The organism is Pedococcus ginsenosidimutans, from assembly GCF_039544395.1.
Lineage (GTDB): Bacteria > Actinomycetota > Actinomycetes > Actinomycetales > Dermatophilaceae > Pedococcus > Pedococcus ginsenosidimutans.
In genome coordinates, this window is record NZ_BAABLO010000001.1 from 57583 (window position 1) to 76119 (window position 18537).

General features: G+C 68.4%; 12 protein-coding genes. All 12 read right to left on the minus strand.

From position 1 onward, the window contains the following. Nucleotides 1–17: 17 nt before the first annotated feature. On the minus strand, nt 18–2135 hold the full coding sequence (fusA, locus tag ABEA42_RS00340; RefSeq protein ID WP_345500369.1) for an elongation factor G: 2118 nt from the start codon (nt 2133–2135) through the stop codon (nt 18–20). Between the two features lie 117 nt (nt 2136–2252). Next, the gene (gene rpsG, locus ABEA42_RS00345; protein ID WP_056883291.1) at nt 2253–2723 is read right to left on the minus strand and encodes a 30S ribosomal protein S7; all 471 of its coding nucleotides are present in this window, start codon (nt 2721–2723) and stop codon (nt 2253–2255) included. Further along, nucleotides 2723–3097, minus strand: a complete 375-nt coding sequence (gene rpsL / locus ABEA42_RS00350) for a 30S ribosomal protein S12 (protein ID WP_056883290.1) — start codon at nt 3095–3097, stop codon at nt 2723–2725. The genes rpsG and rpsL overlap by 1 nt, the downstream gene beginning before the upstream one ends. A 375-nt stretch (nt 3098–3472) precedes the next feature. Continuing rightward, a complete protein-coding gene (locus ABEA42_RS00355; RefSeq protein ID WP_345500371.1) occupies nt 3473–7351 on the minus strand; it encodes a DNA-directed RNA polymerase subunit beta' in 3879 nt (1292 codons plus the stop codon). A gap of 100 nt (nt 7352–7451) precedes the next feature. Further along, nucleotides 7452–10928 carry a DNA-directed RNA polymerase subunit beta gene (gene rpoB, locus ABEA42_RS00360; protein WP_345500373.1) on the minus strand — a complete coding sequence of 1159 codons (3477 nt, stop codon included), beginning with the start codon at nt 10926–10928 and terminating at the stop codon, nt 7452–7454. A gap of 399 nt (nt 10929–11327) precedes the next feature. Beyond that, a complete protein-coding gene (locus ABEA42_RS00365) occupies nt 11328–12080 on the minus strand; it encodes a hypothetical protein (RefSeq protein WP_345500375.1) in 753 nt (250 codons plus the stop codon). Continuing rightward, nucleotides 12064–12684: a hypothetical protein gene (locus tag ABEA42_RS00370; protein ID WP_345500377.1), complete on the minus strand. Its 621-nt coding sequence runs from the start codon at nt 12682–12684 to the stop codon at nt 12064–12066. Before ABEA42_RS00370 ends, ABEA42_RS00365 begins: the two co-directional genes overlap by 17 nt. After that, on the minus strand, nt 12681–13961 hold the full coding sequence (locus tag ABEA42_RS00375) for an MlaD family protein (protein WP_345500378.1): 1281 nt from the start codon (nt 13959–13961) through the stop codon (nt 12681–12683). Before ABEA42_RS00375 ends, ABEA42_RS00370 begins: the two co-directional genes overlap by 4 nt. Then, entirely contained in the window at nt 13958–15268 is a 1311-nt protein-coding gene (locus ABEA42_RS00380) for an MCE family protein (protein WP_345500380.1), read from the minus strand. Before ABEA42_RS00380 ends, ABEA42_RS00375 begins: the two co-directional genes overlap by 4 nt. Nucleotides 15269–15270: 2 nt before the next feature. Then, nucleotides 15271–16530, minus strand: a complete 1260-nt coding sequence (locus ABEA42_RS00385) for an MCE family protein (RefSeq protein ID WP_345500382.1) — start codon at nt 16528–16530, stop codon at nt 15271–15273. Next, the gene (locus ABEA42_RS00390) at nt 16530–17501 is read right to left on the minus strand and encodes an MlaD family protein (protein WP_345500384.1); all 972 of its coding nucleotides are present in this window, start codon (nt 17499–17501) and stop codon (nt 16530–16532) included. Before ABEA42_RS00390 ends, ABEA42_RS00385 begins: the two co-directional genes overlap by 1 nt. Further along, nucleotides 17501–18529: an MlaD family protein gene (locus ABEA42_RS00395; protein WP_345500386.1), complete on the minus strand. Its 1029-nt coding sequence runs from the start codon at nt 18527–18529 to the stop codon at nt 17501–17503. Before ABEA42_RS00395 ends, ABEA42_RS00390 begins: the two co-directional genes overlap by 1 nt. Nucleotides 18530–18537: the final 8 nt, after the last annotated feature.

An 18537-nucleotide genomic window follows, 5' to 3' on the forward strand; every position in this document is an offset into this window, starting at 1 on the left:
ACCGTTGATCTTAGCGGTCACTCACCACGGGTCTTCTTGATGATCTCCTCGGCGACAGCCTTGGGGACCTCGGCGTAGGAGTCGAACTCCATGGAGAAGCTCGCCCGGCCCTGCGTCTTGGAACGCAGGTCACCGACATAGCCGAACATCTCGGACAGCGGGACCAGGCCGCGGACGACCTTGGCGCCACTGATGTCCTCCATGCCCTGGATCTGGCCACGGCGGGAGTTGATGTCACCGATGACGTCGCCCATGTAGTCCTCGGGCGTACGCACCTCGACGGCCATCATCGGCTCGAGGAGCACGGGGTCGGCCTTGCGGACGGCCTCCTTGAGCGCCATGGAGCCGGCGATCTTGAACGCCATCTCGGAGGAGTCGACGTCGTGGTAGGCGCCGTCGAGCAGGGTGGCCTTGATCCCGACCAGCGGGTAGCCGGCGAGCACGCCGTACTGCATGGCGTCCTGGATACCGGCGTCGACCGACGGGATGTACTCGCGCGGGACGCGACCACCGGTGACCTTGTTCTCGAACTCGTAGAGCTCGCCGGACTCGGTGGTGTCCAGGGGCTCGATGGAGACCTGGACCTTCGCGAACTGGCCGGAGCCACCCGTCTGCTTCTTGTGCGTGTAGTCGAGCTTCTCCACCGCGCGGCGGATCGTCTCGCGGTAGGCCACCTGCGGCTTGCCGACGTTGGCCTCGACCTTGAACTCGCGCTTCATGCGGTCCACGAGGATGTCCAGGTGGAGCTCGCCCATGCCGGCGATGATCGTCTGGCCGGTCTCCTCGTCGAGGTGGACCTGGAAGGTCGGGTCCTCGGCGGAGAGCTTCTGGATGGCCGTCGACAGCTTCTCCTGGTCGCCCTTGGTCTTGGGCTCGATGGCCACCTGGATGACCGGGTCCGGGAACGTCATCGACTCGAGCACGATCTGCTCGTTCGGGTCGCTCAGGGTGTCACCGGTGGTGGTGTCCTTGAGGCCGATCGCCGCGTAGATGTGACCCGCGAGGGCCTCCTCCACGGGGTTCTCCTTGTTGGCGTGCATCTGGAACAGCTTGCCGATGCGCTCCTTCTTGCCCTTGGTCGTGTTGACGACCGGCGAGCCCGCGGCGACGCGGCCGGAGTAGACCCGGATGAAGGTGAGCGTGCCGAAGAACGGGTGCGCCGCGACCTTGAACGCCAGGGCGGAGAACGGCTCGTCCTTGCTCGGCTTGCGGGTCATCTCGACCTCCTCGTGGTTCGGCTTGTGGCCGACCATCGGGGGGACGTCGAGGGGGGACGGCAGGTAGTCGACGACCGCGTCGAGCATGGGCTGGACACCGCGGTTCTTGAACGCGGAGCCGCACAGGACGGGGTAGAGCACCGAGTTGACCGTGAGCTTGCGGATCGCGCCCTTGATCTCCTCGGGCGTCAGCTCCTCGCCACCGAGGTACTTCTCCATGAGGTCGTCGTCGGACTCGGCGACGCGCTCGACGAGCTGGTGGCGGTACTCCTCCACCTTCTCGACCATGTCGGCCGGGATCTCCTGGATCTCGTACTTGGCGCCCATGGTGACGTCACCCTTGGCGTCGCCGGGCCACACGAGCGCACGGCGGTAGATGAGGTCGACGACACCGACGAAGTCGTTCTCGGCACCGATCGGCAGCTGGAGCACGAGGGGCTCGGCGCCGAGGCGGTCCTTGATGGTCTGCACGGTGAAGTAGAAGTCCGCGCCCAGCTTGTCCATCTTGTTGACGAACGCGATGCGGGGGACGTCGTACTTGTCGGCCTGGCGCCAGACGGTCTCGGACTGGGGCTCGACGCCCTCCTTGCCGTCGAACACCGCGACGGCGCCGTCGAGCACGCGCAGCGAGCGCTCGACCTCGACGGTGAAGTCGACGTGGCCGGGGGTGTCGATGATGTTGATCTGGGTGCCCTCCCAGAAGGAGGTCACGGCGGCAGACGTGATCGTGATGCCGCGCTCCTTCTCCTGCTCCATCCAGTCGGTGGTGGAGGCACCGTCGTGGGTCTCACCGATCTTGTGGTTGACCCCGGTGTAGAAGAGGATGCGCTCAGTCGTCGTCGTCTTGCCGGCGTCGATGTGCGCCATGATCCCGATGTTGCGGACCTTGGTCAGGTCCGTCAGGACGTCGAGTGCCAATGTGATCGTCTCATCTCGCTCGTTACGAAAAATCTGTGGTGGTGCAGTGGCGCGTGAGCACCACGCACCTCCGGTGTGCCGCGGGCCGGCGGTGGGCCCGCGGCACCCCGTCCGCCTTTACCAGCGGTAGTGCGCGAAGGCCTTGTTGGACTCGGCCATCTTGTGGGTGTCCTCGCGACGCTTCACCGCGGCACCGAGGCCGTTGGACGCGTCGAGGATCTCGTTCATGAGGCGCTCGGTCATCGTCTTTTCACGACGCTGACGCGAGTAGCCGACCATCCAGCGCAGGGCCAGCGTGGTCGCGCGGTTGGGCTTGACCTCGATCGGCACCTGGTAGGTCGCGCCACCGACACGGCGGGACTTGACCTCCAGGGTGGGGCGGATGTTGTCGAGGGCACGCTTGAGCGTGACCACGGGGTCGGTGCCGGTCTTCTCGCGGCAGCCCTCGAGGGCGCCGTAGACGATCGTCTCGGCGATGGACTTCTTGCCATCGAGGAGGATCTTGTTGACCAGCTGGGTCACCAACGGAGAGTTGTGGACCGGGTCGACGACGAGGGGGCGCTTGGGCGCGGGTCCCTTGCGAGGCATTACTTCTTCTCCATCTTCGCGCCGTAACGGGAGCGGGCCTGCTTGCGGTTCTTCACACCCTGGGTGTCGAGGGAACCGCGGACGATCTTGTAGCGCACGCCGGGGAGGTCCTTCACACGACCCCCACGCACGAGCACGATGGAGTGCTCCTGCAGGTTGTGGCCGACGCCCGGGATGTAGGCCGTGACCTCGATGCCGCTGGTGAGGCGCACACGGGCGACCTTGCGCAGGGCAGAGTTCGGCTTCTTGGGGGTGGTGGTGTACACACGCGTGCACACGCCACGGCGCTGGGGCGAGCCCTTGAGGGCAGGAGTCTTGGTCTTGGTGACCTTGTCCTGGCGCCCCTTGCGCACAAGCTGGTTGATCGTAGGCAACCTGTTCTCCGTACGTAGTTGATGTTCTGCACCTTCGGGCTCTCGCCCTACGGCACTCCTTGGTGTGGTCGCTCTGCCCGACCCCCGCACTCGGGTGTGTCGTGCTCGGCGCTCCCCCCTGCACTCCCCACGCGCCATCCATGCGGATGGGTCGTGGGTTGCCCGGCGAGAGGTGTGCTGGCCCGGCTGCCTGAGACGGCGGCGGCTCCAGCGGGCATGCCCGAGGGTTGGCCCTCAGACACAGTGTTCAAAGATACCGCCTGCGTGGTACCCGACCAAATCGGTGCGGGACCCCTCCCCCACCCGCTGACGCCCGAGGGGGCCGGCCCGGCGAACCGGGCCGACCCCCTCGGGTCGTGCTGTGCGAGCGAGTCGTCAGTCGAGCCCGAGCTCGGCGTCGTCGAGGCGGATGGCCTCGCCGGAACCGGGCCCGAAGACCGGGTAGTCGTACTCGTAGCTCGGCATCGAGTACATCGCCGCCTTGGCCTCTTCCGTGGCCTCGACCTTGATGTTTCGGTAGCGCGGCAGGCCGGTGCCGGCCGGGATGAGCTTTCCGAGGATGACGTTCTCCTTCAGACCCAGCAGCGGGTCCGACTTGGCGTTCATCGCAGCCTCGGTGAGCACGCGGGTCGTCTCCTGGAAGGAGGCGGCCGACAGCCACGAGTCGGTCGCGAGCGAGGCCTTGGTGATGCCCATGAGCTCGGGACGTCCCGACGCGGGGCGGCCGTTCTCGGCCACGACGCGACGGTTCTCGTTCTCGAAGCGGCCACGCTCGGCCAGCTCACCGGGCAGCAGGTCGGCGTCACCGGACTCGATGATCGTGATCCGGCGCAGCATCTGCCGCACGATGACCTCGATGTGCTTGTCGTGGATCGACACACCCTGCTGGCGGTAGACGTGCTGGACCTCGTCGACCAGGTGCATCTGGACCGCACGCGGGCCGAGGATGCGCAGCACCTGCTTCGGGTCGATGGAGCCGACCGTGAGCTGGTGGCCGACCTCGACGTGCTCGCCGTCCTGCACGAGCAGGCGCGCACGCTTGCTCACCGGGTAGGCGTGCTCCTCGGAGCCGTCGTCCGGGGTCAGCATGAGGCGACGCGTCTTGTCCGTGTCCTCGATCGTGACGCGGCCGGAGGCCTCGGCGATCGGGGAGACACCCTTCGGGGTACGGGCCTCGAAGAGCTCGACGACACGCGGCAGACCCTGGGTGATGTCGTCACCGGCCACACCACCGGTGTGGAAGGTACGCATCGTCAGCTGGGTGCCGGGCTCACCGATGGACTGGGCGGCGATGATGCCGACCGCCTCACCGATGTCGACGAGCTTGCCGGTGGCCAGCGAGCGGCCGTAGCAGGCGGCGCAGGTGCCGACGTGGGACTCACAGGTGAGCACCGAGCGGACCTTGACCTCCTCGACGCCGGCGGCGACGAGGGCGTCGATGACCACGTCACCGAGGTCGATGCCGGCCACGGCGAGGACGGAACCGTCCTTCTCGACGTCGGCGGCGAGCGTGCGGGCGTAGACCGAGGTCTCCACGTCGTCGTGCTCGACCAGCGCGCCGGCCGCGTTCTTCTGCGCGATCGGCATGGTCAGGCCGCGGTCGGTGCCGCAGTCGTCCTCGCGGATGATGACGTCCTGCGACACGTCCACCAGACGACGGGTCAGGTAACCCGAGTCGGCGGTGCGCAGCGCGGTGTCGGCAAGACCCTTACGCGAACCGTGCGTGGAGATGAAGAACTCGAGCACCGACAGACCCTCGCGGAAGTTCGCGCGGATCGGACGCGGGATGATGTCGCCCTTCGGGTTGGACACCAGACCACGCATACCGGCGATCTGACGCAGCTGCATCCAGTTACCACGCGCACCCGAGGACACCATCTTGTAGATGGTGTTGGTCTTCGGGAGGTTGGCCTCCATCTCCTTGGCGACCTCGTTGGTGGCCTGGGTCCAGATCTCGATGAGCTCCTGGCGACGCTCGTCGTCGGTGATCAGACCGCGCTCGTACTGGACCTGGACCTTGGTGGCCTTGGTCTCGTAGCCCTCGAGGATCTCGAGCTTGCGCGGCGGGGTCACGACGTCGGAGATGGCGACCGTGGTGCCCGAGCGGGTCGCCCAGTGGAAGCCGTACTCCTTGAGCGCGTCGAGGCTCGCCGCGACCTGGACCTTGCTGTAGCGCTCGGCCAGGTCGTTGACGATCGTGGACAGCCGCTTCTTGTCGACGGGGGCGTCGACGAACGGGTAGTCCACCGGCAGCGTCTGGTTGAACAGCGCGCGGCCCAGCGTGGTCTCGAGGGTGAGCGAGGGCACCTGGCCCAGCTCGTTGGCCTCGACACCCTCGGGCAGCTCGGTGCCGGGGATCGGGACGACGTCGAGCAGGCGGATCTTGATCTTGCTGCCCAGCTCGAGCTTGCCGGCGTCGAAGGCCATGCGGGCCTCGGCGACCGAGGAGAACGCCCGACCGGTGCCCCGACCGTCCTCCACCTCGGAGGTGAGGTGGAACAGGCCGATGATCATGTCCTGGGTGGGCATGGTCACGGGGCGGCCGTCGGCCGGCTTGAGGATGTTGTTGCTCGAGAGCATGAGGATGCGGGCCTCGGCCTGCGCCTCGGTGCTCAGCGGCACGTGGACGGCCATCTGGTCACCGTCGAAGTCGGCGTTGAAGGCCGAGCAGACGAGCGGGTGGATCTGGATGGCCTTGCCCTCGACCAGCTGGGGCTCGAAGGCCTGGATGCCGAGGCGGTGCAGCGTGGGTGCGCGGTTGAGCAGCACGGGGTGCTCGGTGATGACCTCTTCGAGGACGTCCCACACGACCGGACGGGCACGCTCGACCATGCGCTTGGCCGACTTGATGTTCTGCGCGTGGTCGAGGTCGACCAGGCGCTTCATCACGAACGGCTTGAAGAGCTCCAGCGCCATCTGCTTGGGCAGGCCGCACTGGTGCAGCTTGAGCTGCGGGCCGACGACGATGACCGAGCGGCCGGAGTAGTCGACGCGCTTGCCGAGCAGGTTCTGGCGGAACCGGCCCTGCTTGCCCTTGAGCATGTCGGACAGCGACTTGAGCGGACGGTTGCCGGGGCCCGTGACCGGGCGACCACGACGGCCGTTGTCGAAGAGGCTGTCGACAGCCTCCTGGAGCATGCGCTTCTCGTTGTTGACGATGATCTCCGGCGCACCGAGGTCGAGCAGGCGCTTGAGCCGGTTGTTGCGGTTGATCACACGACGGTAGAGGTCGTTGAGGTCCGAGGTCGCGAAGCGGCCACCGTCGAGCTGCACCATGGGGCGCAGGTCCGGCGGGATGACCGGGACGGCGTCGAGCACCATGCCGGCCGGCTTGTTGGTCGTGGCCTGGAAGGCCGTGACGACCTTGAGCCGCTTCAGGGCGCGGGTCTTCTTCTGGCCCTTGCCGGTGGCGATGATCTCGCGCAGCAGCTCGGCCTCGGCCTCGAGGTCGAAGTCCTGCAGGCGCTTCTGGATCGCCGCCGCGCCCATGCCGCCCTCGAAGTAGAGGCCGAAGCGGTCGCGCATCTCGCGGTAGAGGATCTCGTCGCCCTCGAGGTCCTGGACCTTGAGGTTCTTGAAGCGGTCCCAGACCTGGTCGATGCGCTCGATCTGCTGGTCGGCGCGCTTGCGGATCTGGTTCATCTCGCGCTCGGCGGACTCGCGGACCTTGCGGCGCGCGTCGGCCTTGGCACCCTCGGCCTCGAGCTCGGCGATGTCGGACTCGAGACGCTTGGCGCGAGCCTCGATCTCGGAGTCGCGACGGTTCTCGAACTCCTTCTTCTCGACCTCGATCTGGGCCTCGAGCGACGGCAGGTCCTTGTGGCGCTGCTCGTCGTCGACGGACGTGATCATGTACGCCGCGAAGTAGATGACCTTCTCGAGGTCCTTCGGGGCGAGGTCGAGCAGGTAGCCCAGGCGCGACGGGACGCCCTTGAAGTACCAGATGTGGGTGACGGGGGCGGCGAGCTCGATGTGGCCCATCCGCTCACGACGCACCTTGGCGCGAGTGACCTCGACACCACAGCGCTCGCAGATGATGCCCTTGAAGCGCACCCGCTTGTACTTGCCGCAGTTGCACTCCCAGTCCCGGGTGGGGCCGAAGATGCGCTCGCAGAACAGGCCCTCCTTCTCGGGCTTGAGCGTGCGGTAGTTGATCGTCTCGGGCTTCTTCACCTCACCGTGGCTCCACTGACGGATGTCGTCAGCAGTGGCCAGGCCGATGCGCAGTTCGTCAAAGAAGTTGACGTCGAGCACGTGGTTCCTTCTCTCGTGTCTCTTGTTAAGTCTGGGGTGGGTCGGGAGGAGGGGCGGTGTGCCGCGCGGTCACCTGGGTGCTGCGCGGCACACCGACGCCTTAGACCTCTTCGACCGAACTGGGCTCGCGCCGGGACAGGTCGATTCCGAGCTCCTCCGCCGCGCGGAAGACGTCCTCGTCGGACTCCTTCAGCTCGATCGAGGTGCCGTCGCTGCTGAGCACCTCGACGTTCAGGCAGAGCGACTGCATCTCCTTGATGAGCACCTTGAAGGACTCGGGGATGCCGGGCTCGGGGATGTTGTCGCCCTTGACGATGGCCTCGTAGACCTTGACGCGACCCTGCACGTCGTCGGACTTGATCGTCAGGAGCTCCTGCAGCGCGTAGGCCGCGCCGTAGGCCTCGAGGGCCCACACCTCCATCTCACCGAAGCGCTGGCCACCGAACTGCGCCTTACCACCCAGCGGCTGCTGCGTGATCATCGAGTACGGGCCGGTGCTGCGGGCGTGGATCTTGTCGTCCACGAGGTGGTGCAGCTTGAGGATGTACATGTAGCCCACGGAGACCGGCTCGGGGAACGGCTCGCCGGAGCGGCCGTCGAAGAGCCGGGACTTGCCGGAGCCGTCGATGAGGCGGACGTCGTCACGGGTCTTGGTCGTCGAGTCGAGCAGACCGACGATCTCGTCCTCGCGCACACCGTCGAACACCGGCGAGGCGACACGCGTGCCGGCCGGGGCCGAGCGCGCGTCCTCGGGGATGAGCTTGGCCCAGTCCGGGTTGCCCGCGATCTCCCAGCCGCGGCTGGCAGCCCAGCCGAGGTGCAGCTCGAGGATCTGGCCGACGTTCATACGACCGGGCACACCGAGCGGGTTGAGCACGACGTCCACGGGGGTGCCGTCCTCGAGGAACGGCATGTCCTCCACGGGCAGGATCTTGGAGATGACGCCCTTGTTGCCGTGACGGCCGGCGAGCTTGTCACCATCGGTGATCTTGCGCTTGTTGGCGACGTAGACGCGCACGAGCTGGTTGACACCCGGGGGCAGGTCGTCGCCCTCGTCCTTGTCGAACACCTTCACGCCGATGACCGTGCCGGTCTCGCCGTGGGGCACCTTGAGGGACGTGTCGCGGACCTCGCGGGCCTTCTCACCGAAGATGGCGCGCAGCAGGCGCTCCTCCGGCGTCAGCTCGGTCTCGCCCTTGGGCGTGACCTTGCCGACGAGCAGGTCACCATCGCGGACCTCGGCACCGATGCGGATGATGCCGCGCTCGTCGAGGTCGGCCAGGACCTCCTCGGAGACGTTCGGGATGTCCCGGGTGATCTCCTCCGGCCCGAGCTTGGTGTCACGGGCGTCGACCTCGTGCTCCTCGATGTGGATCGAGGAGAGGACGTCGTCCTGCACCAGGCGCTGGCTGAGGATGATCGCGTCCTCGTAGTTGTGGCCCTCCCACGGCATGAACGCCACGAGCAGGTTGCGCCCGAGCGCCATCTCGCCACCGTCGGTCGCGGGACCGTCGGCGATGACGCCGCCGGCCTCGACCCGGTCGCCCTCGTTGACGACGACGACCTGGTTGTAGGACGTGCCCTGGTTGGAGCGCGCGAACTTGGCGATCCGGTAGGTGCGGGTCGCACCGTCGTCACCGGCGACGGTGACGAGGTCGGCGGAGACCTCGGTGACCACACCGGCGGCCTCGGCCCGGACGACGTCGCCCGAGTCGAGCGCGGCGCGGTACTCCATGCCGGTGCCGACCAGCGGCGCCTCGGACTTGACCAGCGGCACCGCCTGGCGCTGCATGTTGGAGCCCATGAGCGCACGGTTGGCGTCGTCGTGCTCGAGGAACGGGATCAGCGCGGTCGCGGCCGACACCATCTGGCGGGCGGAGACGTCCATGAAGTCGACGTCCTCACCGGGGATGTAGTCGACCTCGCCGCCCTTGGTGCGGACCAGGACGCGCTCGTCGGTGAAGTTGCCCTCGGCGTCGATGACGGCGTTGGCCTGCGCGATGACGTGCCGGTCCTCCTCGTCGGCGGACAGGTAGTGGATCTCGTCCGTGACCTGGCCCTTGACCACCTTGCGGTAGGGGGTCTCGATGAAGCCGAACGCGTTGATCCGCCCGTAGGACGCCAGCGAGCCGATGAGGCCGATGTTCGGGCCTTCCGGGGTCTCGATGGGGCACATGCGGCCGTAGTGCGACGGGTGGACGTCACGGACCTCCATGCCGGCGCGGTCGCGGGAGAGACCGCCCGGGCCGAGGGCCGACAGACGCCGCTTGTGCGTCAGGCCCGCGAGCGGGTTGTTCTGGTCCATGAACTGCGACAGCTGGGAGGTGCCGAAGAACTCCTTGATCGAGGCCACCACGGGGCGGATGTTGATCAGGGTCTGCGGGGTGATCGCCTCGACGTCCTGCGTGGTCATGCGCTCGCGGACGACGCGCTCCATGCGGGACAGGCCGGTGCGGACCTGGTTCTGGATGAGCTCGCCGACGTTGCGCAGGCGACGGTTGCCGAAGTGGTCGATGTCGTCGACCTCGACGGGGACGTCCTCGCCGTTCTTGCCCTTGAGCGTGGTCTCACCGGCGTGCAGGGCGACGATGTACTTGATCGTGGCCACCACGTCGTCGACCGACAGGACCGAGTCGCCCAGCTCGGCGGTGACGCCGAGCTTGCGGTCGATCTTGTAACGGCCGACCTTGGCGAGGTCGTAGCGCTTGGGGTTGAAGTAGAGGTTGTCCAGGAGGGTCTGGGCGGCCTCACGGGTCGGCGGTTCGCCCGGGCGCAGCTTGCGGTAGATGTCGAGCAGCGCGTCGTCCTGGCCGGCCGTGTGGTCCTTCTCCAGGGTGAGGCGCATCGACTCGTAGTCGCCGAACTCCTCGAGGATGTCGGCCTCGGACATGCCGAGGGCCTTGAGCAGGACCGTGACCGACTGCTTGCGCTTGCGGTCGACGCGGACGCCGACCATGTCGCGCTTGTCGATCTCGAACTCCAGCCAGGCGCCGCGGCTCGGGATGACCTTGGCGGTGTAGACGTCCTTGTCGGAGGTCTTGTCGGGCGTGCGCTCGAAGTAGACACCCGGGCTGCGGACGAGCTGGGAGACGACGACACGCTCGGTGCCGTTGATGACGAAGGTGCCACGCTCGGTCATGAGCGGGAAGTCGCCCATGAACACGGTCTGGCTCTTGATCTCGCCCGTCGTGGTGTTCATGAACTCCGCGGTGACGAACAGGGGCGCGGAGTAGGTCTGGTCGCGCTCCTTGCAGTCCTCGATGGAGTACTTGACCTCTTCGAAGCGGTGGTCGCGGAACGACAGCGACATGGAGCCGCTGAAGTCCTCGATCGGTGAGATTTCCTCGAAGATCTCCTCGAGGCCGGAGCGATCCGGCACATCCCCACGGCCTGCGGCCTTGGCCTCTGCGACACGGGCCTGCCAGCGCTCGTTACCGAGCAGCCAGTCGAAGCTTTCCGTTTGCAGCGCCAGGAGGTCGGGGACCTCGAGGGGTTCGCGGATCTTCGCGAACGACAGACGGCCGGAAGCCGTCCGTGCGGTGGACACAGTCTGAGTCGCGTTGCGCGAGGCAGCCAAGGAGGGGTCCTTCCACGGGCCTGTCTTAAAACTGATGGTTCGAAACCGAATTGGCGCCAGCCGCCATCACGGCTCCGTCTCGGTCCTGGCCACGAATTCGTGCCGGAGGGCACGACGAAGGGCTGGTGTCCGGGGCGGGGTCGACGAAAGAGGGCAGCGCAAAGGATGAGCATACAGTAAGAGGGCAGCCTCGTCCAACCGTGTCCAGCGGGAAGATCCTTCGCCTTGACGGGGGTCTCGCCCCCACAAGGGGCGGGTGCGACGCAGACGAGGATGACGCGCCCACGCCCGCACGTCAAGGGCGCCACACGGGGAGGGGGCCGAACGGTGGGGGCGGACGGCTGCGGCGACGCCCCCGGGGGGACGTCGCCGCAGGTCAGCAAGGGTTCGGGTGGACTGTCAGAACGCGTCGACCCGGCTGATGAGCCACCGGTTGCCGACCTTGGACATCGTCGCGAGGACCCGGTTCTGGTCGACGACGGGGTCCTTCTGGTCGCTGCCGACCCGCGCCTGGTTGACGAAGGCCATCACCTTCACGGTGGTCGGCGTGGAGCTCATGACCCCGATGTCGGAGACCCGCGCCTGCACCACCGTCTGGTTCTTCACGGCGAGCGGCTTGATCTGCTTGTCCATGGCGGTGGTGAACTCACCCTTGAACGCGCCCGTCAGCAGTCCCTCGATCTGCGCCGACTGCGCGTCGATGGTCTTGTAGTTGTAGCTGAGCATCTGCTCGATCGAGGTGCGGGCCTGGCTGGAGGCTGCGCGCTCCACCGCGGCCTCCTCCCCCGTGTCGCGGAGGCTCACGCCGAGGACGGTGCCGAGCAGCGCGAGGCTGGCCACGAGCGCGACCAGCGGGACGGCCCAGCGGCGGTGGCCGGCCCGGGCGGGCGACGCGTCGGCCGCGACGGCCGGCGCGCCGACCTCGCCTGCGGGCTGGGTACCGGGCCGTGCGGCCGGGCGCCGGAACCGGCTGCGGCGGGTCCCAGCCCCGGGCGTGGCCAGCGGGGCGGCGCTGGTGGCGGGCTCGACCGTGGGCTCGACGGTGGGGGCGGTCGATCGAACCGAGCCGGTGGTGGCCTCGGTGGCACGGGCCCGGGCGCGGTGACCGGCGACCCTGGGGCGGGGACGGGGGGTCTCAGCCGACGAACTCAAGGTTCTCCACCTTCCATGCCTGGCCGACCCGGCGCAGCTCAAGCCGCATCCGGTAGGTCTTGGTCTCCCCCGCCGGGACGGCGGTGTTCTTCGTGGGGGCCACGACGCCCACCAGGGCGACAGCCGAGTCACGGTCGCCCGACACCAGGGCTGCCTCGGTGCGCTGGACGGTGGAGACGGTCTTGTTGGCGACGAGCACCTTCTTGAGCTCCTCGACCGAGGTCGAGTAGCTCTTGAGGAACTGCCCCGTGGCCCCGGCCCGGACGCGGGCCGTGTCCGCGTCGACGCGGGTGTAGTCCACGGTGACGAAGTTGACCGCCAGCTGCTTCGCCGCGGCCACGGCGGCGCTGTGGGCCTGCTCCGTCTGGCGGGCCGAGTACCAGTTGCGCCCACGGGTCGCCCCGAGGGCGACCGAGGCGGCGAGGGCGAGCACCACCAGCGCCCACACGAGGCGGGGGGTGATCCGCGCGACGCCGACCCTTGCAGGGGTCGACGCGTCGGGCGAGGCGTCCTCGCGCTGGTGCCGTGTCGTGTCGGCAGGGGCGCCCTCGGGGGCGCTGCCGGCCGTCACCGCCCGCCCGGCGTGGGTGGTGATCGTGCTCATCGAGCAGCCTCCTTCATGATCCACAACCACGAGGGATCGCTGCCGTCACCTCCCGACGGGAGCACGGGGACCGACACCTGTGGCGTTGTCATGCCCAACGACGCAGCCATGCCCGGGGATACGGGCTGGTCGCCGAAAGCCAGCGGCAGGGTCGAGTTCGTGCTCGAACCCGACGACGGCCCCGGGGCGTTCTGCGCGCCGCGGACGGTGGTCCCCGACCCGCGGGGCGCCGTGCAGCGGGCGGAGGTGTTGACCGGGGGGAGGTTGGTGGTCGTCTTCGGGTCGGTCCGCTTGGTGCCGCCGTACCCCTGCGTGCAGACCGGCGGGTCCTGGGCCAGGGCCAGACCGAAGTGGGCCGTCCCGTCGCCCGGGACCACCGTGTAGCCACCGGCCACGACGTCGGGGTAGGTCACGAGCAGCTGCTGGATGCCGTCCACGTGCGACGTGGTGACCTGGCCGATGGTGATGAGGTTGGCCAGGAGGGCGGCAAGGTTGCCCTTGTTGTCGCGGATGAGGGCCTCGAGCTCCCCCGAGGCGACGGCCCCGCGGTCGAGCACGAGCCGCAGGTCGCCGTCGGAGGACTTCAGGGTCTGCGACAGCTCCTTGAAGTTCTTGGCGAAGACCTTGATCTGCCCCGAGGTGTCGCGCTGGGTGTCGAGGACGATGCGGCCGTCGTCGATCAGCTTCTCGGTCTGTGGCAGGGCCTCGGTGGCCGCCTTGGTGAGCGCGTCGCCGCTGTCGATGAGGCGCTGGAGGTCCTGGCCACCGTCGGCGAACCCGGTGCCGAGCTCGTCGACCACGGTGGACAGGTCCTTCCGGTCGACCGAGTTGACGGTCTGGTCGAGGTCGAGCAGCAGGGTGTCGACCCGCAACGGGTAGCCCGTGTCCCGCCGCGGGATGCGTGCGCCGTCGGCGAGGTCCGGCCCGCGGTCGCTGCGCGGCTGGAAGTCGAGGTACTGCTCCCCCACGGCCGAGCGGTTCTCCACCACGACCTTGGTGTCCTTCGGGATCTTCACCCCGCGCTTGATCTTGGCCTCCACCACGACGCCGTCCTTGGAGAGGCTGAGGCGGTCGACCCGCCCCACGGTGACGCCCCGGTAGGTCACCTCGGAGCCGACGAAGATGCCGCCGGACTGCGCGAAGTCCGCCGAGACGCGGTACTGGCCGCCCACCACCCGGTCGTAGAGCCCGACGTAGCGGGCCGAGAGCACCGAGACCGTGAGCAGCGTGATGAGCATGAAGGCGAAGAGCTGCACCTTCACCGAGCGGCGGATCATGAGCCACCTCCGTAGAGCGAGCGCCACGAGCCGTCCGAGCCGGAGGTCTGCGCGGAGCTCCCCGACTGCTGGGAGGACTGCTGGGACGAACCCAGGGGGCAGAGCAGGCCGGTGCAGGTGGTGGACGACCCGGAGGAGGTGGAGCTGGTGCCAGGGAGACCGGGAAGTCCCGGCAACCCGCCCGTGGGGAGCGGGACCGAGGGCAGGGGGCCCGTGGGCAGACCGGTCGGGAGCCCGGTCGGCAGGCCGGTGGGAGGTGCCGTGGGGAGCCCGAGGTTGCCGGCGAGGTTGACCAGGTTGAGGTCGATGTCGGCCGAGAGGTTGGTGTAGTCGCCCTTGATCGCCCCCGTCGCGCTGTCCGGGAAGGGGTAGGTCAGCAGCAGCTGGAGGGACTTCGGGAGGTCGTCCCCCGCCTTGGTCAGCTGGGCGAGGATCGGTGCCAGCGCCTTGAGGTTGGCCGCCGTGTCGTCCTTGCTCTGCCGGATGACGTCGGTGCCGACTGCGCCCAGGCGACTGAGGGCCGCGAGCATCTGGACGAGCTGCTTGCGCTGGTCGGCGAGGACCTTCAGGCCGCCCGGGAGGGCCTCCACCGCCCGCGCGATGTCGTCCTTCTGCGCGGCCAGCCTGGCGGCGAGCTTGTCGATGTTGTCGATGGCGCGGACGATCTCCGACTTCTGCTGGTCCAGGCCCCCCACGAACGTGTCGAGCTGCTTGATGAGGTCCCTGATCTGGGTCTGGTTGCCGCTCAGGGCGTTGTTGAGCTCGGTCTCGATCGTCTTGAGCTGCGCGACCCCTCCCCCGTTGAGGAGCAGCGACATCGCGCTGAGGACCTCCTCGACCTCGGGGTTGCGGCCGGTGCGGTCGAGCGGGATGTTGTCGCCGTCGCCGAGCCGGCCCTCCGGGGTGCCGGTGGGCGGGGGCCCCAGCTCGACGTACTTCTCCCCGAGCAGCGAGGTCTGCTTGAGCTCGGCGACCGCGTTGTCGGGCAGCTTCACGTCACGGGGCAGCCGCAGGGTCACCCGGGCCGTCCAGCCGTTGAGCTCGATCTTCTCCACCGACCCGACGGTGACCTGGTCGACCTTGACGGAGGACTGCGGCACGAGGTCGAGGACGTCGGCGAACTCGGCCGTGACCCGGATGATGTCGCCGTGCTCGGCTGCGCCCCCGGGAAGGGGCAGGTCGAACGCGCCCTGACAGCCGCTGGTGACCAGCACCGCTGCGGCGGCGAGGCCGGCGACGGCGAGGCGGGAGCGCCGTACCCCTGCGTGGCTCGTGGCGCCGGTCCCGAAGGTACGCGCGGGTCCCATGCTCATCGCCCTCCCTCCAGCAGCCCACCGAGGGTGGGGTCGGCCCCGCGCACCTGCACGGTGGACGAGTCAGTGGTGCCCGTGGCCGCGCCGGCCTCGGGACCGGTGCCGCCCTGCGACCTCGGTATGGCGCTGAGCAGGTCCAGCGGCAGCTTGACGCCCGCGCCCTTGAGCGTGTCGAGCAGGTCGGTGACCGGCTTGAGCACGCCGCTGACGGTCTTGCACACGCTGGCGGGCTGTCCACTGGCGGTGATGAGGTTGCACAGCAGCGTCTGCAGCTTGAGGTTCTCGTTGACGTTGGCGCGGGTGTCCAGGGTGCCCGTGGCCGGGTTGTAGGCGTTCTGCAGGTTGCTGATGGCCACGGGCGCGTTGGTCAGCGTCTCCGCGAGGGCGTCGCGCTGCTTGGCCACCGTGCCGGTCACCGAGGCGAGCTGGTGCAGGTTGGTGGTGAGGCCCGCCCGGTTGTCGTGGACGAAGGAGCTGACCTCGCTGAGGGCGACGGCGAGGTTCTTCAGGGCCGCCGCCAGGTCGTCGCGCTCGGCGTCGAGCTGGGTCGAGACGCTCGCAAGGTCGCCGTTGAGGCGGCGTACCTGCTGGTCGTTCGTGGCGAGCATCGTCGTGAACGTCTGCAGGTTCTTCACCGTCCCGAACAGGTCGTTGCGCCCACCCGAGAGGGTCTCGAGGGCCTTGCTGAGGTCACGGTTGGTGTCGTGCAGCTTCTGGCCCTGGCCGTCGAGGTTCTTGGCGCCGGTGTCGAGCGCCTGCGCGAAGGCGCCGTCCTTGTTGGCCCCCGTCGGCCCGAGGGCCACGAGCAGGTCGTCCAGGCTCGAGGAGATGCGGTCCAGCTCGACCGGCACCGCGGTGCGGTCGAGCCCGATCTGGGCGTGGTCCTTCATGACCGGGCCGCCGGTGTAGGCAGGGAACAGCTGGACGTAGCGGTCGCTCACCAGCGACGGCGCCACGACGGCAGCCTTGGCGTCGGCGGGCACCTTGTACTTGCGGTCGTACTCGAAGACCACCTCGACCTTGTCGCCCTTGGGGGTGACCTCGGCGACCTTGCCGACCTTGACGCCGAGGATCCGGACGTCGGACCCCGGGAAGAGCCCGACCGCGCGGGTGAACTCACCGGTCACGCGCACGCTTTCGTGCCGCGGCCAGAACGCGTAGGCGCCGGCGGCCAGGGCCACCACGGTCAGGGCCGCGACCAGCTTGGGGATGAGGCCCACGTGCGGCAGGCGCGGGAGCGAGGGGCGGCGCACCATCAGTTGCCTCCCAGGTCGACGGGCGTGGTGAGGTTCTGGATGTAGGTGTCGAACCAGCGGCCGTTGCCCAGGACGTTGGCGAACAGGCGGGTGAACGGCGCCATGGCAGCGATCGTGTCGTTGAGGTCCTGCTCGTGCTTCTGCAGGACGGCCAGCACCTTGGTGAGCTGGTCGAGGGCCGGCTTGAGCTCGGCGCGGTTGTCGCGGACGAGGCCGGTGATCTGCTGGGCCATCCGCGAGGTGTTGACGAACAGCGTGTGGATGTCCTCACGCCGCTTGTCGAGCTCGACCAGGAGCAGGTCGGCGTCCTTGATGATCGACTCGACCGCCTTGTTGCGCTGCGCCACCGTGCCGGAGACGCTGTTGGCGGAGGCGAGCAGTCGCTTGAGCTCGGCGTCTCGGGAGGCGATCGTGCGCGACAGTCGGCTCAGTCCGTCGAGGGCCGCCCGGACGTCCTGAGGGCTGTCCTTGAACTCGGTCGCGAGGGTGGTCAGCGACTTGGCGAGCTGGCCGGTGTCGATGCGCTCCGTCGTCGTCGCGAGGTCGCTGAAGGCGTTGACGATGTCGTAGGAGGACACGGTGCGGTCCAGCGGGATCTCGCTGCCCTCCTTGAGCTGGCCGGGGCCGCCGGGTTCGAGGGCGAGGTACTTCTGGCCCAGGAGGGTCTTCATCCGGACCGAGGCTCCCGTGGTCGTGCCGAAGGCGGCCGGCTCGGTGACCTTGAAGTCGACCACGACGTGGTCGCCCGCGAGGTCGACGGCGTCGACCTTGCCGACCTTGACCCCGGCGATGCGGACGTCGTCGCCCTTGAGCAGCCCACCGGCCTCGCTGAAGGCGGCCCGGTAGTGGTCGCCTCCCCCGATGAACGGGATGCTCTGGATGTTGAACGCCAGGACCAGCAGGAGGGCGATGACGAGCAGGCCTGCGGCACCGATGGGCACCGGGTTGCGCTCACGGAACGGGATGGCCATCAGGAGCACCTCGCCGCGCTGAGGCCACCGGGCTTGCCCAGCTTCACCGGCGGACCGGCGGGCAGCTTGATCGTGCCGCTGAAGTCGCAGAGGTAGAAGTTGAACCACGAGCCGTAGGTGGCGGTCCGGGTGATGGTCGAGATCTTGCCGGGCGACGTGGACAGGAACTTCTCGAACGTCGCCGTGTTGGACGGCTTGTTGAGGCTCGCGCCGAGCTGTCGCAGGTTGCTGATGTCGGTCTTGATGGACGGCCTGGTCACCTGGAGCAAATCGGCCGTCTGCGCGGTGAGCGAGTTGATGTTGGTCAGCGAGGCACCGATGGTCTCGCGGTCGGCGGCGAGCCCGGAGACGAACCGCTGCAGCTGGTCGATGAGCTGCTTCAGGGCGGCGTCGTGCTCGTCGACCGTGCCGAGGACGGTGTTGAGGTTGCTGATGGTGCGGCCGATGACCTCGTCACGGTCCGCCAGCGTGGACGTCAGGGACGCGGTCTTGGCCAGCAGGGAGTTGATGTTGCCGCCCTCCCCCTGCAGGACGCTGATGATGTTGCCCGACAGCTCGTTGACGTCCTTGGGCGACAGCGCCGCGAAGAGCGGCTTGAAGCCGTTGAACAGGACCGTGAGGTCGAGGGCGGACCGGGTGTGCGCGAGCCCGATGGTCGCGCCGTCCCGCAGCGGGGTGGCGGCACCGACCTCCTGGGTGAGGGCGATGTAGCGCTCGCCGACGAGGTTGCGGTACTTGATGGTGGCCGTCGTCCCCTGGGTCAGCACGCTGGTCTTGAGCACCTTGAACTGCACGTCGGCGTGCACCCGGTCGCGAGCCACCTTGATGCCCGTCACCTCGCCGACGCGGACACCCGCGATGCGCACCTCCTGGCCGTTGGCGAGGCCGGTGACGTCGTCGAACACGGCGGTGTAGGTGGCCTTGTCGCCGAACTGGATGTTGGCGATGGTCGCGGCGAGGGTGCCGGTGGCCAGCAACGTCGCGGCGACGAAGACGAGGAACTTCACGAGGCTGGAACGGGTGCTCATCGGGGTCC